This window comes from Cohnella silvisoli, from assembly GCF_021190915.1.
Classification (GTDB): Bacteria; Bacillota; Bacilli; order Paenibacillales; family Paenibacillaceae; genus Cohnella; species Cohnella silvisoli.
This window is the reverse complement of the sequence record NZ_JAIOAP010000003.1, coordinates 364,019-387,068: the sequence shown is the minus strand read 5'-3', so window position 1 is coordinate 387,068 and position 23,050 is coordinate 364,019. Positions and strand designations below refer to the sequence as shown.

Genomic DNA, 23,050 nt, shown 5'->3' with positions numbered 1-23,050 from the left:
TCCTTATAGAAAAGCCGTCTAGTATCATTATTCATGAACGACCGCTTGAACTTCGATTTCAATAAGCAATTCCGGATCAATAAGCGCCTTCACTTCTACCATAGTGGCAACGGGGCGAATATCCTTGAACCACTCGCCGTGCGCCCTCCCTATTTCTTCCCATTGCGTGATATTAGTCACATACATTCTTGTCCGTATCACATCCTCCATTGCAGCTCCAACCTCTTGTAAAGCCTGATCTATGATCTCGAGTATATAACGCGTCTGATTGTAAGGGTCGCCTTTGAATACAACCTTCCCGTCTTTCATCGATGTCGTGCCCGCTACTTCGACAAGACTGCCAACTCGGATTGCCCTGCAATAACCGACGACCGGCTCCCATGGAGATCCTGTCGATACTCTCATTCTTTGTTCCATTATTGATCTTCCCCCTTTTATGGCTTCCATAGTATAACGGAAGAATCGAGAAAATTCGACTTCCGTTAAATCGAAACCGTTGAGTTTTGTACCGCCAGCGGCTTATAATGTAAATTAGTGTTTAGAAATCGATGAAAAGAGAAAAAGGTGTCTACAGATGAGTATTCTTACGGTTAAAAATTTAACTCACGGGTTCGGAGATCGCGCGATATTCAATGATGTATCCTTTCGTTTGCTTAAAGGCGAGCATGTTGGGCTGATCGGCGCCAATGGCGAAGGCAAATCAACGTTCATGAATATAATAACCGGAAGTTTGGAGCCGGACGCAGGCAAAGTGGAATGGGCAAGGAAAGTTCGGATCGGGTATCTGGACCAGCACTCTGTCCTGCAGAAAGGAATGACTATACGAGACGTACTTCGTGGAGCGTTCCGTTACTTGATGGATCTCGAGACCGAGATGAATGAAATGTACGATAAGATGGGCTCCGCCACACCCGAGGAACTGGAGCAGCTGCTAGAGGAAGTCGGTACCATTCAGGATATACTAACGACTAACGATTTCTATCTCATTGACGCCAAAGTAGAAGAAATCGCGCGCGGGCTCGGACTGGGCGATATCGGATTAGACAGGGACGTGCACGATCTAAGCGGCGGCCAACGTACAAAAGTTCTCTTGGCGAAGCTATTGCTCGAAAAACCGGACATTCTGCTCCTCGATGAGCCGACCAACTACTTGGACGAGCAGCATATCGAATGGCTGAAACGGTACTTGCAGGAATATGAGAATGCTTTTATCCTCGTCTCGCATGATATTCCTTTCTTGAACAGCGTCATCAACCTTATCTATCATATGGGCAATCAAGAACTGAATCGTTACGTTGGGGATTACGATAACTTCGTGTTGTTGCATGAAGCCAAGAAGCAGCAGTTGGAGTCGGCATTCAAACGTCAGCAGCAAGAAATTGACGATCTGAAGGATTTCGTTGCCCGCAATAAAGCACGTGTCTCTACCCGTAACATGGCGATGTCCAGACAAAAGAAGCTTGATAATATGGATGTAATCGAGTTGGCTAAGGAGAAGCCGAAGCCGGAATTCCGGTTTAAGGAAGCCCGCACGTCAAGCCGACTTATTTTCGAGGCCAAGGATTTGGTCATCGGTTACGAAGAACCGTTGTGCCGCAATATCGATCTGCTCATGGAGCGCGGTCAGAAGATTGCAATCGTAGGTGCGAATGGGATCGGGAAAACAACGCTGCTAAGAAGCCTTCTTGGCGAAGTACCTGCTCTGTCCGGTTCGGTTAAACAAGGCGAGAATATGTACATCGGGTACTTCGAGCAGGAAATCAAGGGCAGCGTGGATGAAACCTGTATTGAAGCGGTATGGAAGAACTTTCCTTCCATGACTCAATTCGAAGTTCGCGCGGCGTTGGCCAAATGCGGCTTAACTACCAAACATATCGAGAGCAAGATATCCGTATTAAGCGGCGGCGAGAAAGCCAAAGTTCGTCTGTGCAATCTGATTAATAAAGAGACGAATCTGCTCGTACTCGATGAGCCGACCAACCATCTAGACGTCGATGCCAAGGAAGAACTGAAACGAGCATTACAGGCTTACAAAGGCAGCATCCTTCTGATTAGCCATGAGCCTGAGTTTTATCGCGAAGTGGCGACCGAGGTCTGGAATTGCGAGTCTTGGACGACTAAAGTATTTTAATGGAAAAGAGGGACTGTCCTACAAGCGAATAACTTGTCGGGCAGTCCCCTTTTTACTCTGCAAGAGGCCTTTCGAAAATGATTTCGTAATGCGTCGGTTTGCCATGGCCATTATAATTCGTAGGCAGCACCTGAACTAAGCGCCAGCCTTCACTCGCATACTGAACAATCGTTTCCTGATGCGTTGCGGATGAGAAAAAGCCTCCGAGAGAGGTTTCCACAAAAGTATATTCATACATAGATTGATCTCCTTTATTATAAGATCACTAATTGGACCTATTTGATATCTAGTTACACTATTCCAGATGTAATGCCATCAGATGCTCATCAAGATACACATCGCCTACTTTTAACGCCTTTCTCTCAACACCATAAGTCTCAAAACCCAACGATTGATATAATCTAATTCCGGCTTCATTCGTTGCCATCGTACTCAGGTTGATTTGGGTTAACCCTTTAATTGACTTGGCTCTGGTAACAATTTCTTCAATCATTTTCTTCCCAATCCCTTGTTGACGATAATCAGTTGTGACATAAACTCCCCAGATTAAACCTTTGTGTTTAAGCTTAAGTCTCTTTTCCCTGATAAATCCCGACATACCAACGAGGTCGTCGTTATCATTAAATGCGCCAACGATGTAATGATCATCCGTCTCACTCATTCTTTCCATTACGCTCTGCATCGATTGATTAACGGACTCCTCATACGAGGACGCGAATGATTCCGGATTCCTAAGCAAACCTTCAAGCCGCAGCTCCCAGTACGCAACTACGTCATCCTTCGTAACGGTTCTAAGCGTTATCATTGTTTTTCTCCCTCCGATCTTATTTCAGTGGGTAATGCCTAATCCTCAATCTCTGCTACATAGGTGCATTTGAATCTCTCAACACCTGGATATTTTTCTCCCAAACTTTCAATCGTAAAGCCAATATTCCTATAAAAGTTAATCGCAGTTTCGTCAGTTTCCGTAATGATTTCTTTAGGCTCATTGAGAGATAACACATCAAGAATCATGCCTCTTCCGAAGCCATGCAATCTTTCTTCAGGCAAAACGGCAATATGTCTAAGCTCTAGAATGCTATTGGCATTCATTCGGTATCCAATAATACCGATGACTTGATCCCCCAAGTAATAGCCTTTAAGCTCAAGCTCTGGATTATCATTATATTCATTAATAGTTGCTGTGACGTGTTCAGGATCTGGATAAGTAGCTAATTCAATCAATTCCATAATCGTAGTATCTTCTAGCTTGGATTTAATGTTGAGTAGCATATGTATTCTCCTTTATTATATTGATGCGTTAGTGAGTAGCTGCATGCTCCCTTCAAATACGAAGATAATCATAGAATATCTCCTTAAACTCCAATTAATCCCTAAATATTAGAATTATGTACGCTGTATTCGTATATTGATTGAAAAGGACCCCACCGACTTAAACTCTTCTTCCCATAATAACGAGATCTCTCTCCACTCCATCCAAGATTGCGACCCGGGGTAGAAGTCCCCATTGTTCGAATCCAAATTTCCTTAGAAGCGCGAGGCTTGGCTCATTATGTCCGAAGACAAGACCTACGATATTATGGATATTTAAACGTGGACATTCTTGGATCGCTTCCTGTATGAAAATACTGCCAATACCCTGTGACCGGTACTCAGGAGAAATATAGATGCTGATCTCAGCCGTTGCATCATAAGCGGAGCGACTATGGAACGCCGAGAAGCTTAGCCAAGCGATGATCTCGTCTGCGACCTTCATCACCCATAGTGGCCTACCGTTCTCAGAATGCTCATCAAACCACTTCACTCGGCTCTCCACCGTAACTGGCTCCAAATCTGCCGTAACCATTCGTCCGGCGACAGTCGTATTGTATATTTCGACGATGCTTTCTAAATCCTCTCTGACTGCGTGAACAATCTCATAGGGTTGTAACATCTAGTTTGCCTCCGTTTTCCAAGCCATTAGTAATTGAGATTCTTTCTCCGCGGTCATTCCGGCTTTACGAGTCACGTTTACTCGAGTTTTATCCCATGCTAATGTGTCTTGAATGGTTTCGGCAAGCGAGCGGAAGGTAAGTCCGTCGCTAATGGCCTTATCGACATTAACGGATAGCATATAAGCCATCTTCTCCGTGTCGCCCTCGCCTGGAATCCAGAGCGGCAATTCAATCCAAGGACCCGCGCCCTGCCGGAGCAGAAAATCATGACTTAGCCATGTGAGCTTAGCATCACTATTCGTAACCTCTTTACATTGCTCTAATAAGTCTTGCATCGTTAATCGATGATCGGGTCCCGTAGCGTTGTAAACACCCGTTTTTCGCGCTTCGACCATTCGTATCGTCCACTCGGCAAGGTCTCTTACATCGATGAATTGAACGGAGGCATCTAGATGACCTGGAGCCAGAACAGATCCTCCTTTGCTTATTCTAGCAGGCCAATAGGTAAACCGATCCGTCGGGTCTTGTGGTCCAACGATTAATCCCGGACGGATCAGGAGCGCACGCCCAGGCATACCTGCTTCAACTTCTTGCTCGCAAAGAGCTTTAAGTTGTCCATAGGAGGATGCGACATCCTCTGTCGAAGGGTCTTCCAATTCCCCAACAGGATAATTTTCATCCGTTCCAGGTTTAAGAAAATCACGATAAACGGAAATGCTAGAAATAAACGTATATTGCTCCGTCAAATCTGCAAGCAATTTTACGGAATCGCGAACAACTCTCGGAACATAACCCGAAGTGTCGATAACCGCATCCCATCGCCTACCGGCTAACGAAGCCAAATTTCCGTCTCTGTCCCCCATCAACATCTCAACTTCAGGAAACAAATCCACATTCGTTTTCCCTCTGGTAAAAATCGTAACATCATGCCCGGCTTTTACAGCGTTCTGTACGAGGTGATAACCAAGAAATACGGTTCCCCCGAGAATTAAGATTCTCATTGTCCGCCTCCTCCATTTTAATGCAGCCGCATTTACCAACAACCAAGCTTAATGCCCGAACTCTTCCTCACCAAGGCACAGCGTCAGACAGCTTTAATTCAAATACCTCGAGAAATAACTGATACAGCCGATCACAATTCTCCTCTCCCCCGCAGAAGGCCGGGGATAAGGCGACGGTAATCATGTCGTAGGGATACAATGTTTTGAGGAAAATGAGTTCTTCTCGAATCTGAGCTTCGGGCTTCAACGCTGAATCCTCTGGATTGCTCATATTAAGCTTAAATACGTCCAAATCCAAATCCAGAATGACAGAGATTGGCGAGCCCAAGACTTGTTCCAAAAGGGTGCCATTCTCTAGAAACTGTTTGAAATCAAGGACAGATTCAAATCTAGAGCCCCTATAGTCCTTTTCCATGAGAAGATCTTTAACTGGCTTTAGCTGCTCCCCTTCCAGGTTCCAAGCCGTCAAGTCGAACGGGTCGGAATCATCTACACCTTTTGGACATACGTACACGATATAATCAATCGTACTGGCGGCAAAACCAGCCCAAATAAAGTTATCTATCTCAAGTTTGCCCGCGACATCCCAGAAATCCTGAGAATTCTTCATATCGCTTAATCCTTCGACGATAATCCCATCCCATGTATCATCTAGGTGGGCATCTACGTGCAGCAACGTCGTTCGAGAGCCTAGAATTCCGGATTGTTTTCCCATCGCCCATGCCGCGAACGCCCATTGATGATTTCTGGAGATATACACTCTTTCCTCAGGGAAACAAACTCGATAGCTGTGGTCAAACATAATATTCATTTACGTTTTGAGGAGGCTTTAGTAAGGTAGGCATCTCCTATAACGCTCTTGATTTCATCCCACTGGGCATCGCGATCTAGCCTTAATCCAACCCAGCCTAGGTAAGCGACATAGGGAGGCAAGTAATAAATTTCTGGATTCGATTCAACGAGCAAGGATTGAATATCCGACGTTGATGCGCACCATAGCGCGATTTTGCCGTCGCCATGACGATTGGAATGGTATTGCACGAAAGACTTTTTGTCCTTATAGAAAAAGGTCGGGGCACCATGACTTACACGTTCATTCGTCTCGGGAAAAGAAAGGCATAGTTGTCTGATCTGGTTGAGGAGTTGGATATGATATTGCGAATTAACGTCAACCTTATCCTCTTGAATCATTGTTCATTGCCTCCAAATCCAAAATGCTGTTTTGCTAACTCTTTGAATTTAACGTTGTCGATCTGTTCCTTTTTCGATTCTCCATTAATCCATTGCGTGAAAGAAGTATCGGTTAACGTAATATTCCCATCTCTTGTTAGTTTGGTAATCAGTGGGGTTTTGTTAAAGCGTGATTCTGTGTGCTCAACGATGATTCCTTGGACCTCATTCAATTCAGATAAATTTTCTAATGGTCGTTTTGTATCAAAAGCATAACCTATTTTCCAATTTGCATCTTTATATTTTAGTTTCATTTCAAGTATATAGTCCCCATAATCGCTTTCTATTGCTTTGACTCGAAATTCACCATTCGATGAGGAGGTTATATTTCCGTTTAGCGGCACTGGTTTAAGCGGCAGGTTTCCACCGAATCCAGTATCAACCAAGTACGTTTGACCTTCATGTTGCAAAAGAAGAGCTACGTGAGTTCTTCCGAGTTTTGCAGAGGATTCAATTGATAGCAAAGACCGCCTTCATTTTTTACGAGCATTTTGTCAATTAAATTCTCTTTTGTTATAGCACTTGTTTTATTTGAAATGATGCATAAATTTTCAAAAGGAAGGGTTGTAGCTGTTTTTTCAAGAATGTTATTTAGTGCTTCGAATGTAAGTTTTTCGTTCGCTGGAACGCCAAGTCGTTTACGAAATAATTCATTCAACTCATTCAATATGAAGATTCCTCCATGATTTTGTGTTTTTGACTCGATTTTGGTTAACACGTTGGCTGGACACCAATCTAGAGCGTTAAATAATAATGGAAGAACACGTCGTCTTTTCTAAAGCCGTTCCGTTCATAGATTTTTTGCGCAATTTCATTATCGATCGCCGTTGAGAGCGCTAATCCTTTAGCTTTTGTTTGCGCAGCGAATTCAACAGCGGCATCTATAAGCAATTGCGCGACGCCCCGTCCTCGGTATGTTTCTGACACGTACAAATCATTTAAGATCCACGATCTCTTCATCGAAATGGAAGAAAACGAAGGATACAATTGCAGGAATCCAACGGTCAGGTAAACATCTGGATCCTTGGCTATGAATAAAATTGACTCGCTATGTTCAAAACGGTCAAATAAAAAGGCTCTCGCTTTATCCAAATCCGGTTGCTGCTTATAGAATATCCGATATTCATTAAATAAAACGGCCAAAACATCCAGATCATTAATAGTGGCTTGCGATACGATTAAGGCATTGCTCATGGTTATCAGCTCACCTTCTTGTTAGGTACACAAATTAGCTTCTGTCTTTGCTATTTTCTTTGGCGATTTTTCTTATTTCAATTAACTCTTGTCTTAACACACTAAATTCTTCTGCAGTCGTCTTTATCGTTGAAATCAGGCTAATTCCCAACAATACTAGGATAACTCCCAGCAATGAGAAAGAAAACGAGCGTACTAAATCAATGAAGAACATTAGAGCCCCGATGATAATTAAAACTACTGAAATAAACTTTGACTTGGAATAATTACCGTACACAGCCATCACTCCTCATTTAATCGAAACATGATTACCTCTCCCCTAACTTCTAGTGACTCCATGGAATAATTTCTAACTGCGGCCATTTAATAATCCACTTGCTGACCTTTTTGTAGTAAATCTCTTTTGTAATTTGGACTTTATTGGGGCGAATAATCATTCCGAACAAATCATTTAACCCATACGGAGCATATACCTTCCACTCGGAATTTAGTCCTCTGCTTACTCCAAGAGCAGTCGCGGTCGTCGGCCATGTATCAATCGCTTCTTCTAACGTACGATAGGGCTGTATCGGATAACCGAAATGTTTTTGGTACCATAGATGAACCCTGCCTTGATTTTTTAGGTCTATCTTGATCGGTAAATCGTGAAACAGCTCAGAGGCTTTTTCGACAAATGCGTTCTCCTTGCTGTAAGACAAATCCGTATCATAATAAATAATGTCAATGTCGCCTATCCCATACAGCAAATCATTCCCGCAAAGATGATTCCAAACCGTTTGAGTGATGCAGCCTGCACCAATATAGTAGTCACCTAACCCTAAATCATGCACTCTCTGAAAAGCAGTCTCAAGCACCGGGTTTATCATTATGATTTTCTTAAGCGTGCTTTCACGATTGATCATCACTTATTTCTCTTTTCAATAGTTATTAACGATCAAATAATCATCATTGTTCATAATATCATTGATCACCGTGTCCACATCCAAGTACGTCGAATTGATTATGTGTTTAATAGGAGGGTTAGATTGCCGGAATTCCTCTAGTCCCGCTATGCATCTCAGCCCCATACGATACTCTGGTATGCGCTCGGCATCTCGTTTAAGTAATTCTTCTCCATTAGGAAGCAGAATTGCGAATTTGACCGAAACATCCCACTCCCTGATCGCATTCACGATGTATTCAGCATTTTTCATAAAGGCGACATAATCTATGACTACATCATGATCTTGATTCAGGAAGTTTTTTGTTAAACTTAGTATGTTCAGCCAAATTAAATCCGTATGGTACTGACTTAGCCAAGGCTTCTCGTAGCCTCCAATGACCATATGATCAATATTGTCACCTTCGATATATGCGCTTTTACTTAGACGCTCAGCTATCTTCTTAGACGTCGTAGATTTACCGGCACCGGCAGGTCCAGAAATGATGTATACAGATCTTTTCATGGTTTGCACCCCTTACATGTCACGTAAAAATGTACCTCAATATAAATGCTTCCGATATCCTTCTACTTTCTCTTCCTTAAAACCTAGTTTTTCATAAAAAGCATGAGCTTCCGTTCTTTGTCCCCCAGACACGAATAGGACATAGTAACAGCCTCTTTCTTTCGCTATATTTTCAATCTCCAGCATTAGCTTCTCTCCCACCCCCTGTCTTCGGGCGCGAGCGGAAACAATGACATTCTCGATGACCATAAACGGTTTACATTCTCCCACGATGTCTTGGCAGATGATCCCCATGAGAGAGCCTACTAATTCTCCCTCATTAAACGCACCAAGAATAATATAATCACTATTGTCCTGGATTGACTCATATACTTTTACTAACTTTGTGTAGTTTGTTTCTTTATTAATAAGTTCCTCATATAACCGGCATAAGTCGCTAAGATGCTCATATTTAATCGGCTCAATTGAAATCATAGGATCCTACTTTCTTATGTTTTAAAAAAGATGAACCCTATTAAACTCAGGAGTCATCTTTACTTTTACGATTATTGGATTCAAGAATTAAATAGATGGCATTACATTGCCGCCGCTAACGGGGATATAGGCACCGGTAATGAAACTCGCTAAATCCGAGGCTAGAAAAGCAACGGCGTTCGCGATTTCCTGATCCGTACCTCTTCTTCTTAAGGGAACTGTCTGCTCGTAAGACTCGCTATGTTCCGTCTTGTTCGTACGATCGCGTTCGCTGATCGTCCAGCCTGGCGCGACTTGGTTAACGGTAATCTGGTGCTCGCCGATTTCCTTGGCAAGAACCCGGTATACCCCGTCCATGCCTCTTTTGCCTGCTACGTAAGCGGATTGCGTCGGAGAATTCTGCATGGCGCATTCCGTGTTAATTCCAACGAACCTTCCCCACTTCTGCTGAATCATGGCGGGCGCGAACGCTTTGGCCAAATAGACGCTTTGCATCACGCAGGAATCGAACTGACTCTCATAGTCCTCGGGGGATTGCTCCAGGATACTTGTCCATTGGTATTGTACGACCGCATTGGCCACTACGATATCGACTGAACCTAACTGTTCATGGATAGCTTCTTTCATCGCTAATATCGAATCTAACTTCGTTATATCCGCTTGAACAATCGTTGACCGGCTGCCGAAGGAATGAATTTCATCTTGAAGCTCTTGAGCTTGAGCCTCGTTGCTCCGGTAATGGATCGCGATGTTTGCCCCGCATTTCGCAAGCGTTCGTGCCATTACACGGCCTAGTTGGCCTGTTGCTCCCGTAATAAGAGCCGTTCTGTTGGACAAATCGATATTCATGGCAACCAACCCTTTCTTTCTTGACAGTAATGTATCTTATCACAAACAATAAAGGTTATCTGAATGGCCTTGATAGACCCTACCAGATAACCCTGAATGCTAAACTATATCTATGACTTAAATCCAAGTCGCTGGAGAAGCGTTCTTCTAACGCCATACTTCTTCACGAACTCGTCTCTTGTAATGACCTTGACCGGACGAATGAAGGCTGGTCTAATGACAACGACCTCGTATTCTTCTCCGCTGTTCGTAGTTCCGGAAACTCTTTTAAGGACTGCCACTATACTCGCCCTCCTTCCATTTTCAAACTATATTTTACCACATGAGGCATTAACTTGTCCATGTAAGACAACAGTGGAATCGCCGCGGTTGCGGCAAAAAACTGGTGTCTCGTTCGATCGTTTATGACTTTATCGGACGGAAGCAGAATGGTAAAGTTACCGCAAAGAAAAAAGCCGCGGGGATCGCGGCTTCACAGGTACTTAGTTAATAGGCTTTCGTAAACGGATTTAGGGCGAAGTCCGACAAGCTTCTCGACCGGCTCTCCGTTGTGAAACACGATGACGGTTGGCATCGACATAATCCCGTACTCGGTTGCAACGGATGGAGATTCATCGCAATCCAGTTCCAGTACCGATATTTTCTCGCCGTATTGTTCGCCAAGTTCGTCCAAGATCGGCTTGAGCACTTTGCACGGCGGGCACCACGTAGCTCCGAAATCGACAAGCGTAACTCCGGCCTGCCGGACGTTACCCTGGAAGGTTTTGTCGTTGACCGCAAGCATGTTCATAGTTCCATTCCTCCAATACTAGGTTTGTTATCCTTCTTGTATCGATCGAATACGGTCTTCCAAGTTCGATTTGATATTATTCAACAGGTGGATTTGATCGTCGATCTCCTTGAGCTTCTGCTTGTAGATCGGAAGCACCTCTTCGCAGAAGGCTTCCTTGTTCTTCAAGACGCAGTTCAAGAAGCTGGCGATTTGCTCCGTCGTTATCCCAAGCGCTAAATAAAATTGAATCGTCCGAACTTGTTCTTCCGCCAGTGGGGTATATTCCCGATAACCGTTTTCCTGTCGCACGGATGTCAACAGCTTCTGCTGCTCGTAATACCGCAACGAACGTATGCTGACTCCGGTGCGTGCGGAAAGCTCTCCGATTTTCACGATCATTTCCCTCCTGTCGATCGATACAAACCTAGTATAAACCCTGACATTAATGTCAGGGTCAAGCGAAAAGTTTAATCTCTTTCGTAAATGGAGCCTGAGCGGCTGGCGAAAAATTCGGCGTACACCTTCTCCGCGTAAGCGTCCGTCATCCCCGATATGTAATCAGCCGCGAGCCTTTCCCAAGGCCACTTGTCCTTCTGCCCTTCATAGCTTTCCAGCCAGTCCGGCGGAATGATAAGGTGTCCGGTATCATAGTTCTTGAAGCTTCCCCATAACCGCTCGATCATGACTTCGCTTCGCTTATGCAGCCGCTGGACCCGGAAGTCTTTAATCAAGGTTACCCAAGCAAGCTTCTTTAGAATTTCCATTGTTCTTAGCAGCTCTATATTCTGTTTGCCTTCCCGAACCAAAGTGACCTTCTTCCAATTGGCCTCGGGATCGTCGATGATGCCGACTTCATTGGCGAACTTCCTCACCCAACGCGCTTTCATTTCCCTCCGCGTTCGCGAAGGCTCACGATCGCATTCCGCATAGATAATTTCCCATTGCTCGAGATAATGAATAAGCACTTCCTTAACCATTGCGGTTTTATCGACATGCTCCCAATTCGCCTCGGAATAACTAGGATCATTGGTAATCTCCTGAATAACCTGAGTGACAAGGCGGTCATCCTCGAAAAATCCGCGGTCCATCTGGATTTTGCCTGCGCGAATTCCATCCTCAAGATCGTGCGTGGAGTAAGCGATATCGTCGCATAAATCCATCAGCTGCGCCTCGAGAGTTGCCGAGTTTCCCGGCATCCCCCAAGTTTGGCGAAGGGAATTTATGCCTTCCCATTCCGAGCTGTAAACCCCCTTAAGCCTGCCCGGATCATCGATGCAGAAGGGATACTTGTTAATGGCCAGCAGCACGGAAGCGGTTAAATCCAACCCGCTGCCGCTTCCGGCACGTTTCTCCAGAAACATGAGGATACGGAAATTTTGCGCGTTGCCTTCATATTTCAAGCCATGCTGTTCCTGAAGCAATCGGTCCAATACCTCTTCGCCTTTATGACCGAAAGGAGGATGCCCTAAATCGTGGGCGAGCGATGCGCATTCCACCACTTCCGGATCGATCATTAAACCCGGATGCTCCTTCTTGGACAAGAACGCGTATTGTTTACCGAGCCGCCTAGCCACTTCCCGGGCAATCTGGGAAACTTCGAGAGAGTGCGTAAGCCTGGTCCTGTAGTAATCTCCCGATCCCGCGCCGAACACTTGAGATTTCCCTTGCAGTCTGCGGAAAGCCGGGGATTGAATCAGCCTGGCGTAGTCCTTCTCATATTCATCCCGGTCTTCGCCGGAATGGATGTTTTCCGTATCGTAAAGTCTCATCTTCCTTACGTTCATGCGAGCAACCTCTTTCTATAACCCGAAAATATTCGCTTTTTTCTCCATAAACTGATCCTGAATGAGGTAAGTCCACGTTCGAGACGGGCCTTTAAGCCCTTCCTTCTCCCAGTCGATATTGTCCTTAGATCCGCCGCCGGATGAACTTAGCTTGCTCAGCGTCTTGGCTGTTTCCTTCTCGATTTTATCGGGTAATTGCTCGAACGCATGGATGATTCTATGGTGAAATTCGTCCACGGGATTTCGATTCGCCAAGCTCTCAAGATGGATGCCTTCCCGGATATAGGCAACATACGCCAAGTGGTCCGACCAGCTGCGGTCCATATGGTAAAGCTTCACATGTCTTTCCGTAGAGCTTAGAGACTCCTTGTTCGCTAGAACGGCCTCGCGCTGCTCGTGCTGAATACGACGTTGTTCCTCGACCATATCCGAATACTTGTTTAACGTCTTGCGCATTTCGAAGTTCTGGCCCATGACGACACGCTGGATATGCTCCATTTTCTTATGGAAAATAGAGGCTTCAAGGGGTTCATCCTGTTTCTTGGTTCGATAAGCTGCAGGGATGGCTTTCTCAATGCCGAATCGATTGATCAGCTCGTCTTCAAGGCACACGTAGAATCGGGAAGATCCGGGATCCCCTTGCCGTCCGGCACGCCCTCTTAATTGATTATCGATACGCGCGCTTTCGTTCATATGAGTACCGATTACGTACAAACCGCCAAGCTTGGCTACTGCATCAGCCTGCTCCGGATGACCGCCGCCTAGACGAATATCGACGCCTCTGCCCGCCATATTCGTAGATACCGTGACCGCGCCTAATTCTCCTGCATTCGCGATGATTTCGGCTTCCTTCTCGTCGTTCTTGGCATTTAAGACGTGGCAGGCTACACCCGCCTTCTTCAATTCCGATGCCAGCAGGTCAGACTCCTCCACGCTGCTCGTTCCGATCAGGACCGGACGTTTCGTGGCATGAACCTCCGCGATTTCATTCACCAAAGCTTTGAGCTTGGCTTCCTTATGGGTAAATATTCTGCTCTCGTAATCCACTCTGACACGCGGCCGATTCGGCGGAATTTCGACGACGTTCAAACTATACGTTTCTTCGAATTCCTCGGCAGATTCTTGAGCGGTAGCGGTCATTCCGCTTATTTTCGGATAGAGGCTGAGCAAATGCTGCAGCGTAATCGTCCCTAATATTTTGCCGGAGGATTTCGTCTGCATACCTTCCTTAGCTTCGACCGCGGCTTGCAAGCCATCCGGCCAATGCCGATTCTCCGCAACGCGCCCCGTGTATAAGTCGATCAACTCCAACTTACCGTCGCGAATCATATAGTCGACATCCCTTTTCAGCAGGGATTCCGCATGCAGGGCACAATTTAATGCCGTTAACAAATGGCTATTATGATTTTCGTACAGATTGCCGCTCCTTAAAATCCGTTCGGCCTTCTCTGCACCTTCTTCTGTTAGAAAAACGTTTCTTTTGTTCTCGTCGAAGTCGTAATCTTCTCCCAGCACTAATTCTTTCGCCAAGCTAGCCATACGACTTCCGTCTGTCCCGGTAGAGGCAACTTCTCCGGCAATAACTAGCGGAACGCGTGCTTCATCGATCAAGAGCGAATCCGCTTCATCTACGATCGCATAATGGAACGGCCGATGGACGATATCGTTCTGGCTCATCGCAATCGAATCCCGCAAATAATCAAAGCCGGCTTCTTTCGCCGTCACATACGTAATATCCGCCGCATAAGCCTGTTGTCTCTCCTCCGTAGTCATCCCATCTCTCACGAAGCCTACGGTTAAACCGAGAAACCGATAGACGGGACCCATCCACTGCGCATCCCTGCCTGCCAAATAATCGTTGAAAGTAAGAATATGAACGCCTTTCCCTTGCAGCGCATTTAAGTATGCCGGCATGACTGCCGCCAGTGTTTTGCCTTCGCCTGTTTGCATCTCCACTAAGTTCCCTTCGTGAAGAGCGGTACCCGCCATATATTGCACGTCGAAAGGACGCATCCCCAGCACCCTGCTCGCAGCTTCTCCCGCTAATGCAAAAGCTTCAACCAACAACTCGTCTAAGGAAGCGCCGTCCCTGGCTTTATTCTTAAGCTTCAGCGATGCAGCCTTAAGCCGTTCATCATCCCATGTTTCAAGATTATGGCGACCGATTTCATTGAGCTTGTCCGTATAATGCTTAAGTTTATGTTGTCCGAAACGATCTTTGACCTTCTGAACGAGCTTGCTCGCAAAATTCATGGAGAAAATCCTCTCTTCATAAACCATAATGATTTCATTATAGGGATTACGCGGCTGAATTCATAGCGTTGCAATCTTTCGAATTAAAAAATGGAGCTGCTCCAAGTCACTGAGACTTAAGCCAGCTCCACCGGTATTCAGATTGATAACTCAGCTTACGGGTGTAAGTGAATTAACGATTTTGGCACTGGATTTCTGCTGTTCCATCCACGTCTTGGATAAAGTGGCGATCTGCTCTGTCGTTAGCTTCTCCCGAATTTCATCTTTCTTCTCGTCTAGCGTTGGAGTTATGGCGGCATGCCGCTCAGTTAACTTATAAATATGAAATCCGTCTTTCGCCTCAACAACTCCGCTTAATTCACCGTTTTTCAACGCGAACACGGCATTCGATATGGCCTCTTCCTTGTCCGCTTTGGCGAAAGGCTCGAGCTCCCCGCCTTTATCCTTAGTCGCCGTATCTGTCGATTTTTCCTTTGCTTTGGCGGCGAAATCAGCGCCGTTCTTAAGCTCCGTCAGAATCGTTTCCGCTTCCGCTTTGGTGGCGACCGCAATGTGCGATGCTTTAACTTTCTCCGGCGTCTTTAACGTTTCAAGATTATCGTCGTAATATTTCTTAATATCCGCATCCGTAATTTTGACTTGAGGCATAAGCAGCTTACGAAGCTGCGCTTGCGTAGCCATTTCTTTCTTGAGGCTATCCAGAGACATTCCGTACATCGTCAGTGCTTGCTGAAACTCCTCGTCCGTACCGAAATTTTGGCGTACCGATTCCATTTCCTTCTCGACATCGGCATCCGTTATGACAACCCCTTGTTTCTCGGCGGCCTGTCGGATCAATTCATTATTGATCAAGGTTGCCATCGTTTGTTGTCCGCCAGTCGCCAGGAGAGCGTCATAAAGATTTCCTTTGCTTATGCTGATGCCGTTGACGCTTGCTAAAGTCGTGGTGTCGCTCCCGGATTTTCTACCCGGAGGATACAGAATAACATAAATGACGAGAATGATGGCCAGAAGCACGGAGATAAAAATCCACAATCGGTTTTGGGACAAAGGTTTGGACAATGGCTTGGACTTTGACAAAGTAACGACATCCCTTCTATTGGCAGGTACGAGTCATTCAGTTGCTGGGCCTAACGCCATTATGAAGGGCGAAGCTGAAACAGGGTTAAAGAACTGCTTAAAGTTTGCTGAAATTCAGGCAGAGCCTTTAGGATACGGAAGCCGGATTTTCCAACCAGATTTTCTTGAATTCAATCCATCCAAGCGATGTTATTCCTACGCCATTTACGGCTGGATGGATCTGCGTATTTATTTTCTTATGCAACAGGAAAAGGAGATGAGCTTCTTCTCGCAACTTCTGCTCGATCCCGTCCATCAACTGCCTTCTTTGCTCTTTCTGCTTACAGGCAAGCACTTTCTCGACTTCTATTTCTACCCATTCGAGCATTGTCGGATGTAAGTAATCCCTGAGCGAATTTCCGATCTGCTCATAATTCTCTATCTCGCAAACCTCGTCGTCGCCGAATACCATCCCATGCAGAATACAATCCATGTCGCCTTTGCCTTCCGATGTACACACGTTGTCCTCGGTATGAACAATTACCGTTATCCCGAACTCAGCGCACCGTTCCTGAATCCAAATGGCATCCGCTACGTGACTGCCATAAGTCAACAACTGGATCGTTGCCCCTTCATACCCAGCCTCTCTAAGCAATCGTTTGGCTTCTTCAGGGTTTGAAGAAGACTCTTCATAAGGAGTCCGCTCCGTTGGTCTGAAGCCTCTGGCTGGATAGGAACGATCTCCTCCCAGATCGCGAATCTGCTTCATTCGATCCAGCAGCAGTTCGAATGCCAGCCGAAAATGTAGAGATTGCTGCGGTCCTTGTTTTCTCAAATTCCAGGAAATCAGCGTGCATCCACGCCATAGAGACTCTATCGATTTCCAATCCCTATCGGATACCGTATCCTTCGTTCTATGATCGGAGATGAGCTGTCGCCAATTCGCATTGGAAGACAGCGAAGCCGTATCCTCGGGCATGATTGCAATTACGACGCGATCTAGGTGCGCTCTTCCTTGATAGTAATAAGGGTTCGCCGTCATTTCAAAACAGCACTCCGTCCATTGGAAAAGCTGGAACGGTCCGCTGCCAATCGGAAAATTCCAGAATTGCTCTTCATCTTTAAGCATTAGATCCTTGGGGAGGATCGACATCGCCGATGAGCATAAATAATTCAAAAAAATATGGTTGGGTTTGTCTAAAACAATCCGAATCGTACGATTCCCGATGCACTCCATCTGTTTAACGTAACGGACCAACCAATTGTGCGGTCTATTCCCTCTTAATCTTTCCAACGTAAAATGAACATCTTCGGACGTCAGTTCTCTTCCGTGATGAAATCGAATTCCTTTACGCAAATAAAAGGTCCACTCCGTGGCATCGGGATTGGATTCCCATGAATGAGCTATGCTCGGTATAACTCGTCCTGAAACCGAATCATATTCGACCAGACGATCGAATACTTGACGGATCATATGCGAATCAAAAGAAAAACGAACCTCTGAAGGATCCAACGTGTTGATCGGACAGTATACGGGAAAACGAAGCGTATCGACTACCGAGTTTCCTTCCTTTTGCTCGGCCTCATACCCGAAATGACTATTCAGCCAATGCACGAAGCGATCTTTAACCTCGGCGCTCTGGGAATACGTCTGCAGGAGGTCGAACGCTTGTTTATATTCCCCTTTTCGCGATAGCTCCTGTGCCCATTCCATCAGAAGCGGTTCCTTCTCCGCCAGAAAGGTAAGCTTGGATAGATTGCCCCGCCCCCGCCCTGCTTGCCATTCGATAAGCCCTTCATCCACGAGCTTCTTAATAATGATTTTCACATTACGCGTTGTACAAAACAAAATTAGAGCTAATTCATCCGTGGACACTTCGATGGATGAGCCCTTTTCCTCGTGAATTCCTAGTTTATTTAGTATCGTTAAATATCTCTCAACCGCTGGATACATGAAAGGTCCCTCCTTAAAAGGGGAAAAGGGAAAATAAAACTGTTCACTTTTTTTCCTCTTTTGTCTACAGCATAATAAAGCTCAGAAGAGAACGCAAGGAGGAAATCACATGTTGCCAAATGAAAATGACTTCATGAACTTGTCGAAAGTGCGTGTATCGGAATGGGAACAACGAATTCAAGAACAGTCTTCATCGCGCAAGACGCTAAGCAAATTAAACGGGATGAGCGAAGGTTCCAAAGGGGGTCCTTCTCCAGAAAGCTGAATCACCTCATACGGGCTTTTTCGCAAAAAAAGAAGGGATGTGATATCCCTTCGCCGGCTAACTGCTATCAACTTTATTGCCTCGCCCGAAGAACGCTACAAAGTCCGATTGGCGGAAAGCCGCTATTTCTATTTTCGAATACGCAGCATCTGGACAATCGCCGATGCCGCTTCTGCACGGGTGGACTTCGTCTGTGGTGCGAATTTGTTGTCCGTGAGGCCACTCACGATAATAATGCCGGTCAGCTCGGCTGTAGAGACGGTGGCTTTGGCCCATTTCGGAATGTCCTTATCGTCGGTAAAGCTGGTTGGCTTTACTTGGTCAGCGGGAATGCCTGAAGCTCGGACAACCATCGAAATCATCTCCGCATGGGTAATGTTTGCTTGCGGGCGAAATGTACCGTCTGCGTAACCGCTGATGATTCCGAGCTTCACCGCCTGTTCCACCGATTTGACTGCCCAGACTCCGACATCCTTCTTATCCTTGAAGACAAGCGGCGTACCTTCCGTCATGGGCATAATCCCTTTCATGAGCATATTCGTAAACTCGGCGCGTGTGATACCCTCATCCGGACGGAACGTTCCATCCGGATAACCGCTGACGAATCCCATAGCCACTGCTTTCGTGATATACTCGTTCGCCCAGTGTCCGGCAATATCCGTGAATCCGAGCTCAAGTTTAACGGGGGGCGGTGCCGGCATTTCCGGTACCGTCACGATGCAAACACCGGTTAATCCTCCGCTATCCGTCTTCACGATGATTTTCGCCACCCCAGGAGAAATGGCCGTTACTTTACCCGCACTGTCTACGTTAGCGACTTGCGGATTATCGCTGCTCCACGCTACCTTCTGATTGGCCGCGTTAGCAGGAACTACTGTCGCTGTCAGCGCTTCGCTCTCACCTTTCATCAGAGTGATTACTTTTTTATTTAATGTGACACTGCTTACAGGTACTTTATCAATGTCCAGAATGTACTTGCTCCACCTATCGTTAAACTGAGTCTTGAATGTCAATATACTCGTGTCGGGTTCAGTTAGTAGGGGGATATTTTTTAAGGCGTCAATTGAATCCAAAGACCTCTTCTGCGCAATGGTTTTGACGAGCGCACTTACAGCTCCTGGTTTATTGTTGTCTGGCAAGCTGTATTGATCAATAACCGGTAACACGGAGTATGCGTAGATCGTACTGACATATTTATTTGTACTGTTATCCACGTAACTGAGTGGGCCGAAGTAATCTGTCGTATTTTTAACATAGAACGTTTTAGTACCGTCAGGGCCATCGCGTGTAATCTGGTAATACGACTCCATGTTCGAATTGTCAGTCCAAGCGATCGTTACTGAGCCATTCTCATTTGGCACCGCTGTGACATCTGTCGCCGAACCAGGCTGCATAATTTTGAATGGACCAATTGTCTGATCGGAATGGCTTGCGGCGGGTCCGAGGAACACGGCTCCAAAGTCTACATTTACTCGGAAAATGGCCGAAGTTAGCTGTGAATCGAGAGGAAGGATAAAATGCAGCACATCCCCAAAGCTGTTCCAATTTAATCCGTTACTAGTGGAATATTGTATTTCGGTAGTAGTAAATGACCCTGAAGGTTTTTCTAACGTATATGAAATGGAATAGCGATTCCCGGCAATTAAATAAGGATCCGCGCTCTTAATGCTAAAATTATAAATGTGCCCTTCTGCGAATATACGGGGCATCGGTCCTACAGCACACAACGATAAAAGAAAGACTATGACCCCTACAAACGACTTTTTTGCTACACTCACAGCCTCTCCTCCTTCAGTTATTTCACATAGCTGTCCTTCAAAATATAAACTAAAGGATAGCCGTTGCTCGTATCGGCCCCGTACGTATATATCGTGGCAAATTGGCTGCCTTGCAGATCAACGTCTACCTCTTTGACTTCGCCTTCAACGAGGCTGATCTCATCCGTCAATTGCTGCTTATCCCCGTTGTACACTTTAAATTTCATGTTGGCCTTGCCCACCATTATTAGATGCAAGGAATTGTACTTTTGCCCGAAATCTACTTTCAAATAATAGATCTCACTGGAGCTCGCCGTCACTGCAAAGGCTCCATTATACTGATGTCCTCCGAAGACTAGCTGCTTTTTGTCGATCACGTCATAATAGGCAGAGGCGGAGTACTCTGTTTTCATTTGCTTGGCGTACAGGGTGACATTTTGGTTGTCAGAGACCCCCTCGGTATTTCCGAGTGAGATTGTTTTTGCCCTGCCATCATACTTTACTGGAATGTTAAAAGCATCGGCGATGACTCGAAGAGGCAAGTAGGTCGTTCCGTTATAGGTAATCGGTAGAACCTCGTTCCCTTTACTGTCCGTTGGTTGCCAGTTCACTCCGTCTTTAACGAATTTGATATCCCCGTCCAAGAAAGCCTTAATCGCTGTGATTTTACTGGCGGCGTACGCTCCTGTTGCAAGGCAGAATAATGCTGTTACGACTAGTAGTAGCACCATACTTATTCTTCTCATTACTTTCCTCCTAAGAACCTCTATTCAACACCTCTTTAACGGTATCATGCCGTGGTCTCGATGCGTATTGTCCGAAAGAAGTACTAAAGGAGTATAAACGGAGTAGAAACGGGCTGCACAAAAGTAAAAGCCTCAGCAACCGCCAAGGCTTCTCTTCTTATTGATCATTTGATTTCATCGGATACTTATTGATTAACTGCGCTCTTTTATTCACGTCCAGCTTTCTATAGATATTGCTGACATGCTTCTTTACTGTGGATTCGCTGAGAAATAAACATTTGGCGATCTCAAGATTGGAATATCCCTTAATAACAAGCTCAATCACCGCATTTTCCTTAAGGGTCAAGGACGCATTTTTCTCATCCCGGCCTTTCCTTTCCTCTAGGATCCCGAACGAAGCGACCATTCTATTCAGGTAATGCTCCAGCTTGTTTCCTCTGGTATCTATAACGAACAGCGGGGACGGGATCTTCTCATCGTAATCGAAGTGGACCACATCCTTCGTCATTTCACACCCCAAGCTCTTTAATATGGCATAAGTGAAGGGAATGGGCGGGGGGGCTGCCACTACGTAGCCGCAAGCCAGCATATGCGTGATAAAGGTTAACCCTGTTGACTGCAGCATGGGGATGTCGGATAAGTCGTAGATATCTAGCGTCTTGAAGAAGTAACCCGCGCTTGAATGCTTAGGAACCCTCAGCTCTTTAAGCTTGGATTCCGGTAGGCTGTTGAAGTATACCGAGGACAACGGTTTAGATCGTAAATAGTCCAATGTATGCACGTTAATAGGTATAATAACCGATAGACCGCAAACCGTCCCTTGCGAGTCTCTTGTCAGCTTAACGGAATTCGGATCCAGTTCGTACAATTCCTTCAGGTGGATATGTTTTAGCCCATAAAGGCTGTCTTCACTTGTTATCAAGTAGTCATGCTCTTCTTTGGTATCCGGGTTCGTAAGCTTGATTCGTACGTCCTTCGCGTTGAGGTGGCGATTGACGATGTACCGCTCGGCTTCCGCCCTGTTCGAGGGATTGAGCGGCTCCGAGCTATAACATACGGATTGTTGATAAAAAACAGCTTGAATCAACTGATTTCCAATATAATAAAACCACTCCGCATTTTCCCAGGACATTATTTTTGTATGAGCTGTTTGTTTGATTTTATCGTAATAATACAAAACACAACGTTTCCACAGTCGATTGTAGTATTCAGGCATACGTAACCGCAATTCATAAGTGATGGCATCACGTAACAAGTCATGCAGCACCCATCCTCTATCCACCCGCTGGACAAAAGAAAGCTTTAATAACTGCTGGAACTGCTCCGTTGTTACCTCTTTCTCCATCACATAACTTAGTAATTCTTGGTTGAAATGCCTAACTACAGCGGCCGTCTCAACCAAAACGCGCATGTCCGGACTATGAACCTCCGTTAACCAGCTATTCACAACATATCTGAAGGTCTCACTGCTATCCTCAAATGGGATATTCTGCAAGGGCAGTGCCGATGGGTTAGCGACGAGCAGTGCTAAGGTCAGTGGGTGCCCCTTGGACAAGGCATATACGTGTCTAATCCTCTCTTCCTGCTCAATGTTTGAGAGCTCTAGGAACCGTTTCACAGATAAATAATCAAAACCTGCAAGAGGCATACGGTAAATGAACTGCCGCCAAACAGGCGAAGAAAGCCATAATCCTTGTAAGGGGTGCCTCCCCGAAATGATAATAAGGATATTCGATTTCAGATTGGGTAGGAAAACATCCCGCAACCAGCTTTCCATCTCGCCAATGACTTCGAATGTATCCAGAGCAAGCACCATTTTCTTCTGTCCAACGGCTTCCTGAAGTGCATTAAGGCATTCGTCGTTTAATAGGCTTATGTCGGCTGCCGGTTCTATAGACTGAACGGGATAGTGAAGCATGTGTAGGAGGTACAAGCAGAACTCCGAAGGGTTACGAGGAAATACGTGGCTGTCTAAGATGAGGAATTTGATATCAGCCTGTTCCGAAAGTCGGCGAAATTCATTAAGCAAATAGCTCTTTCCTACTCCACCGGTCCCGTAAAGATTAAGAATTCTTACGGTGAAGGTATCGCCTAATATTTGTTCCTGATAAAATAGCACCTCATTATCCCTACCGACAAGATAATGCTTCTCCATTCGATCTCTCTCGCTGGTTATCCTCTGATGGATCTCCCTTGACATGC

Annotated in this window: 26 protein-coding genes and 1 pseudogene; 2 read left to right on the top strand and 25 right to left on the bottom strand. The window is 45.6% G+C overall.

Features of this window, described 5'->3' with window-relative positions:
• Window positions 1-27: 27 nt before the first annotated feature.
• The gene (locus K7P76_RS08420; protein ID WP_232184803.1) at window positions 28-417 is read right to left on the bottom strand and encodes a RidA family protein; all 390 of its coding nucleotides are present in this window, start codon (window positions 415-417) and stop codon (window positions 28-30) included.
• Between the two features lie 157 nt (window positions 418-574).
• On the opposite strand from K7P76_RS08420, the gene K7P76_RS08415 reads away from it, so the two are divergent.
• Window positions 575-2,131: an ABC-F family ATP-binding cassette domain-containing protein gene (locus tag K7P76_RS08415; protein WP_232184802.1), complete on the top strand. Its 1,557-nt coding sequence runs from the start codon at window positions 575-577 to the stop codon at window positions 2,129-2,131.
• A 52-nt stretch (window positions 2,132-2,183) separates the two neighbouring features.
• Here K7P76_RS08415 and K7P76_RS08410 read toward each other — a convergent pair whose 3' ends face one another.
• From K7P76_RS08410 to K7P76_RS08310, 21 genes and pseudogenes are all read right to left on the bottom strand, one after another.
• Complete coding sequence (locus K7P76_RS08410) at window positions 2,184-2,369, bottom strand: DUF4177 domain-containing protein (protein ID WP_232184801.1); 186 nt, start codon at window positions 2,367-2,369, stop codon at window positions 2,184-2,186.
• A gap of 57 nt (window positions 2,370-2,426) precedes the next feature.
• Entirely contained in the window at window positions 2,427-2,936 is a 510-nt protein-coding gene (locus K7P76_RS08405) for a GNAT family N-acetyltransferase (RefSeq protein WP_232184800.1), read from the bottom strand.
• A 38-nt stretch (window positions 2,937-2,974) separates the two neighbouring features.
• Window positions 2,975-3,403 (bottom strand): GNAT family N-acetyltransferase, encoded by a 429-nt coding sequence (locus K7P76_RS08400; RefSeq protein ID WP_232184799.1) that lies wholly within the window; start codon window positions 3,401-3,403, stop codon window positions 2,975-2,977.
• Between the two features lie 160 nt (window positions 3,404-3,563).
• The gene (locus K7P76_RS08395) at window positions 3,564-4,064 is read right to left on the bottom strand and encodes a GNAT family N-acetyltransferase (RefSeq protein ID WP_232184798.1); all 501 of its coding nucleotides are present in this window, start codon (window positions 4,062-4,064) and stop codon (window positions 3,564-3,566) included.
• A complete protein-coding gene (locus tag K7P76_RS08390) occupies window positions 4,065-5,066 on the bottom strand; it encodes an SDR family oxidoreductase (RefSeq protein WP_232184797.1) in 1,002 nt (333 codons plus the stop codon).
• 67 nt (window positions 5,067-5,133) lie between these two features.
• Window positions 5,134-5,826: a peptide arginase family protein gene (locus K7P76_RS08385; RefSeq protein ID WP_232184796.1), complete on the bottom strand. Its 693-nt coding sequence runs from the start codon at window positions 5,824-5,826 to the stop codon at window positions 5,134-5,136.
• A 47-nt stretch (window positions 5,827-5,873) separates the two neighbouring features.
• On the bottom strand, window positions 5,874-6,257 hold the full coding sequence (locus tag K7P76_RS08380) for an MmcQ/YjbR family DNA-binding protein (RefSeq protein ID WP_232184795.1): 384 nt from the start codon (window positions 6,255-6,257) through the stop codon (window positions 5,874-5,876).
• Window positions 6,254-6,963, bottom strand: a pseudogene (locus K7P76_RS08375) (arylamine N-acetyltransferase family protein). Before K7P76_RS08375 ends, K7P76_RS08380 begins: the two are co-directional and overlap by 4 nt.
• A gap of 68 nt (window positions 6,964-7,031) precedes the next feature.
• The gene (locus K7P76_RS08370; RefSeq protein ID WP_232184794.1) at window positions 7,032-7,490 is read right to left on the bottom strand and encodes a GNAT family N-acetyltransferase; all 459 of its coding nucleotides are present in this window, start codon (window positions 7,488-7,490) and stop codon (window positions 7,032-7,034) included.
• A 34-nt stretch (window positions 7,491-7,524) separates the two neighbouring features.
• The gene (locus K7P76_RS08365; RefSeq protein ID WP_232184793.1) at window positions 7,525-7,767 is read right to left on the bottom strand and encodes a hypothetical protein; all 243 of its coding nucleotides are present in this window, start codon (window positions 7,765-7,767) and stop codon (window positions 7,525-7,527) included.
• A 49-nt stretch (window positions 7,768-7,816) separates the two neighbouring features.
• A complete protein-coding gene (locus tag K7P76_RS08360) occupies window positions 7,817-8,392 on the bottom strand; it encodes a nucleotidyltransferase family protein (RefSeq protein ID WP_232184792.1) in 576 nt (191 codons plus the stop codon).
• A 15-nt stretch (window positions 8,393-8,407) separates the two neighbouring features.
• Window positions 8,408-8,935 (bottom strand): nucleoside/nucleotide kinase family protein, encoded by a 528-nt coding sequence (locus tag K7P76_RS08355; RefSeq protein ID WP_232184791.1) that lies wholly within the window; start codon window positions 8,933-8,935, stop codon window positions 8,408-8,410.
• A gap of 36 nt (window positions 8,936-8,971) precedes the next feature.
• A complete protein-coding gene (locus tag K7P76_RS08350) occupies window positions 8,972-9,409 on the bottom strand; it encodes a GNAT family N-acetyltransferase (protein WP_232184790.1) in 438 nt (145 codons plus the stop codon).
• A gap of 87 nt (window positions 9,410-9,496) precedes the next feature.
• A complete protein-coding gene (locus K7P76_RS08345; RefSeq protein ID WP_232184789.1) occupies window positions 9,497-10,258 on the bottom strand; it encodes an SDR family NAD(P)-dependent oxidoreductase in 762 nt (253 codons plus the stop codon).
• Window positions 10,259-10,368: 110 nt separating this feature from the next.
• Complete coding sequence (locus K7P76_RS08340; RefSeq protein WP_232184788.1) at window positions 10,369-10,539, bottom strand: hypothetical protein; 171 nt, start codon at window positions 10,537-10,539, stop codon at window positions 10,369-10,371.
• A 191-nt stretch (window positions 10,540-10,730) separates the two neighbouring features.
• Window positions 10,731-11,048 carry a thioredoxin gene (gene trxA, locus K7P76_RS08335; protein ID WP_232184787.1) on the bottom strand — a complete coding sequence of 106 codons (318 nt, stop codon included), beginning with the start codon at window positions 11,046-11,048 and terminating at the stop codon, window positions 10,731-10,733.
• Window positions 11,049-11,075: 27 nt separating this feature from the next.
• Window positions 11,076-11,423 carry a MerR family transcriptional regulator gene (locus K7P76_RS08330; protein WP_232184785.1) on the bottom strand — a complete coding sequence of 116 codons (348 nt, stop codon included), beginning with the start codon at window positions 11,421-11,423 and terminating at the stop codon, window positions 11,076-11,078.
• 74 nt (window positions 11,424-11,497) lie between these two features.
• Window positions 11,498-12,814 (bottom strand): deoxyguanosinetriphosphate triphosphohydrolase family protein, encoded by a 1,317-nt coding sequence (locus tag K7P76_RS08325; RefSeq protein WP_232184784.1) that lies wholly within the window; start codon window positions 12,812-12,814, stop codon window positions 11,498-11,500.
• A gap of 15 nt (window positions 12,815-12,829) precedes the next feature.
• Window positions 12,830-15,067: a preprotein translocase subunit SecA gene (locus tag K7P76_RS08320; protein ID WP_232184783.1), complete on the bottom strand. Its 2,238-nt coding sequence runs from the start codon at window positions 15,065-15,067 to the stop codon at window positions 12,830-12,832.
• A 150-nt stretch (window positions 15,068-15,217) separates the two neighbouring features.
• Window positions 15,218-16,147, bottom strand: coding sequence for a peptidylprolyl isomerase (locus K7P76_RS08315; RefSeq protein WP_232184782.1), 930 nt, complete (start codon window positions 16,145-16,147; stop codon window positions 15,218-15,220).
• A 127-nt stretch (window positions 16,148-16,274) separates the two neighbouring features.
• Window positions 16,275-18,080 (bottom strand): ABC transporter substrate-binding protein, encoded by a 1,806-nt coding sequence (locus K7P76_RS08310; protein WP_232184781.1) that lies wholly within the window; start codon window positions 18,078-18,080, stop codon window positions 16,275-16,277.
• A 109-nt stretch (window positions 18,081-18,189) separates the two neighbouring features.
• Between K7P76_RS08310 and K7P76_RS08305 the strand changes: the two genes are divergently transcribed.
• Window positions 18,190-18,345 carry a hypothetical protein gene (locus K7P76_RS08305; protein WP_232184780.1) on the top strand — a complete coding sequence of 52 codons (156 nt, stop codon included), beginning with the start codon at window positions 18,190-18,192 and terminating at the stop codon, window positions 18,343-18,345.
• Window positions 18,346-18,473: 128 nt separating this feature from the next.
• On the opposite strand, the gene K7P76_RS08300 is transcribed toward K7P76_RS08305, so the two are convergent.
• The 3 genes from K7P76_RS08300 to K7P76_RS08290 form a co-directional block, all read right to left on the bottom strand.
• Window positions 18,474-20,123 carry an S-layer homology domain-containing protein gene (locus K7P76_RS08300; protein ID WP_232184779.1) on the bottom strand — a complete coding sequence of 550 codons (1,650 nt, stop codon included), beginning with the start codon at window positions 20,121-20,123 and terminating at the stop codon, window positions 18,474-18,476.
• 17 nt (window positions 20,124-20,140) lie between these two features.
• Entirely contained in the window at window positions 20,141-20,848 is a 708-nt protein-coding gene (locus K7P76_RS08295) for a stalk domain-containing protein (RefSeq protein ID WP_232184778.1), read from the bottom strand.
• Window positions 20,849-21,005: 157 nt separating this feature from the next.
• Window positions 21,006-23,048 carry a helix-turn-helix transcriptional regulator gene (locus K7P76_RS08290; RefSeq protein WP_232184777.1) on the bottom strand — a complete coding sequence of 681 codons (2,043 nt, stop codon included), beginning with the start codon at window positions 23,046-23,048 and terminating at the stop codon, window positions 21,006-21,008.
• Between the last annotated feature and the right edge of the window lie 2 nt (window positions 23,049-23,050).

Bases quoted from the DNA above. Each gene is read 5' to 3' on its own strand.
- K7P76_RS08390 (WP_232184797.1), bottom strand. From the start codon at position 5,066: ATGAGAATCTTAATTCTCGGGGGAACCGTATTTCTTGGTTATCACCTC.
- K7P76_RS08415 (WP_232184802.1), top strand. From the start codon at position 575: ATGAGTATTCTTACGGTTAAAAATTTAACTCACGGGTTCGGAGATCGC.
- K7P76_RS08305 (WP_232184780.1), top strand. From the start codon at position 18,190: ATGTTGCCAAATGAAAATGACTTCATGAACTTGTCGAAAGTGCGTGTA.
- K7P76_RS08405 (WP_232184800.1), bottom strand. From the start codon at position 2,936: ATGATAACGCTTAGAACCGTTACGAAGGATGACGTAGTTGCGTACTGG.
- K7P76_RS08290 (WP_232184777.1), bottom strand. From the start codon at position 23,048: ATGTCAAGGGAGATCCATCAGAGGATAACCAGCGAGAGAGATCGAATG.
- K7P76_RS08320 (WP_232184783.1), bottom strand. From the start codon at position 15,067: ATGAATTTTGCGAGCAAGCTCGTTCAGAAGGTCAAAGATCGTTTCGGA.
- K7P76_RS08360 (WP_232184792.1), bottom strand. From the start codon at position 8,392: ATGATCAATCGTGAAAGCACGCTTAAGAAAATCATAATGATAAACCCG.
- K7P76_RS08400 (WP_232184799.1), bottom strand. From the start codon at position 3,403: ATGCTACTCAACATTAAATCCAAGCTAGAAGATACTACGATTATGGAA.
- K7P76_RS08420 (WP_232184803.1), bottom strand. From the start codon at position 417: ATGGAACAAAGAATGAGAGTATCGACAGGATCTCCATGGGAGCCGGTC.
- K7P76_RS08380 (WP_232184795.1), bottom strand. From the start codon at position 6,257: ATGATTCAAGAGGATAAGGTTGACGTTAATTCGCAATATCATATCCAA.
- K7P76_RS08295 (WP_232184778.1), bottom strand. From the start codon at position 20,848: ATGAGAAGAATAAGTATGGTGCTACTACTAGTCGTAACAGCATTATTC.
- K7P76_RS08345 (WP_232184789.1), bottom strand. From the start codon at position 10,258: ATGAATATCGATTTGTCCAACAGAACGGCTCTTATTACGGGAGCAACA.
- K7P76_RS08310 (WP_232184781.1), bottom strand. From the start codon at position 18,080: ATGTATCCAGCGGTTGAGAGATATTTAACGATACTAAATAAACTAGGA.
- K7P76_RS08350 (WP_232184790.1), bottom strand. From the start codon at position 9,409: ATGATTTCAATTGAGCCGATTAAATATGAGCATCTTAGCGACTTATGC.
- K7P76_RS08370 (WP_232184794.1), bottom strand. From the start codon at position 7,490: ATGAGCAATGCCTTAATCGTATCGCAAGCCACTATTAATGATCTGGAT.
- K7P76_RS08410 (WP_232184801.1), bottom strand. From the start codon at position 2,369: ATGTATGAATATACTTTTGTGGAAACCTCTCTCGGAGGCTTTTTCTCA.
- K7P76_RS08395 (WP_232184798.1), bottom strand. From the start codon at position 4,064: ATGTTACAACCCTATGAGATTGTTCACGCAGTCAGAGAGGATTTAGAA.
- K7P76_RS08355 (WP_232184791.1), bottom strand. From the start codon at position 8,935: ATGAAAAGATCTGTATACATCATTTCTGGACCTGCCGGTGCCGGTAAA.
- trxA (WP_232184787.1), bottom strand. From the start codon at position 11,048: ATGAACATGCTTGCGGTCAACGACAAAACCTTCCAGGGTAACGTCCGG.
- K7P76_RS08325 (WP_232184784.1), bottom strand. From the start codon at position 12,814: ATGAACGTAAGGAAGATGAGACTTTACGATACGGAAAACATCCATTCC.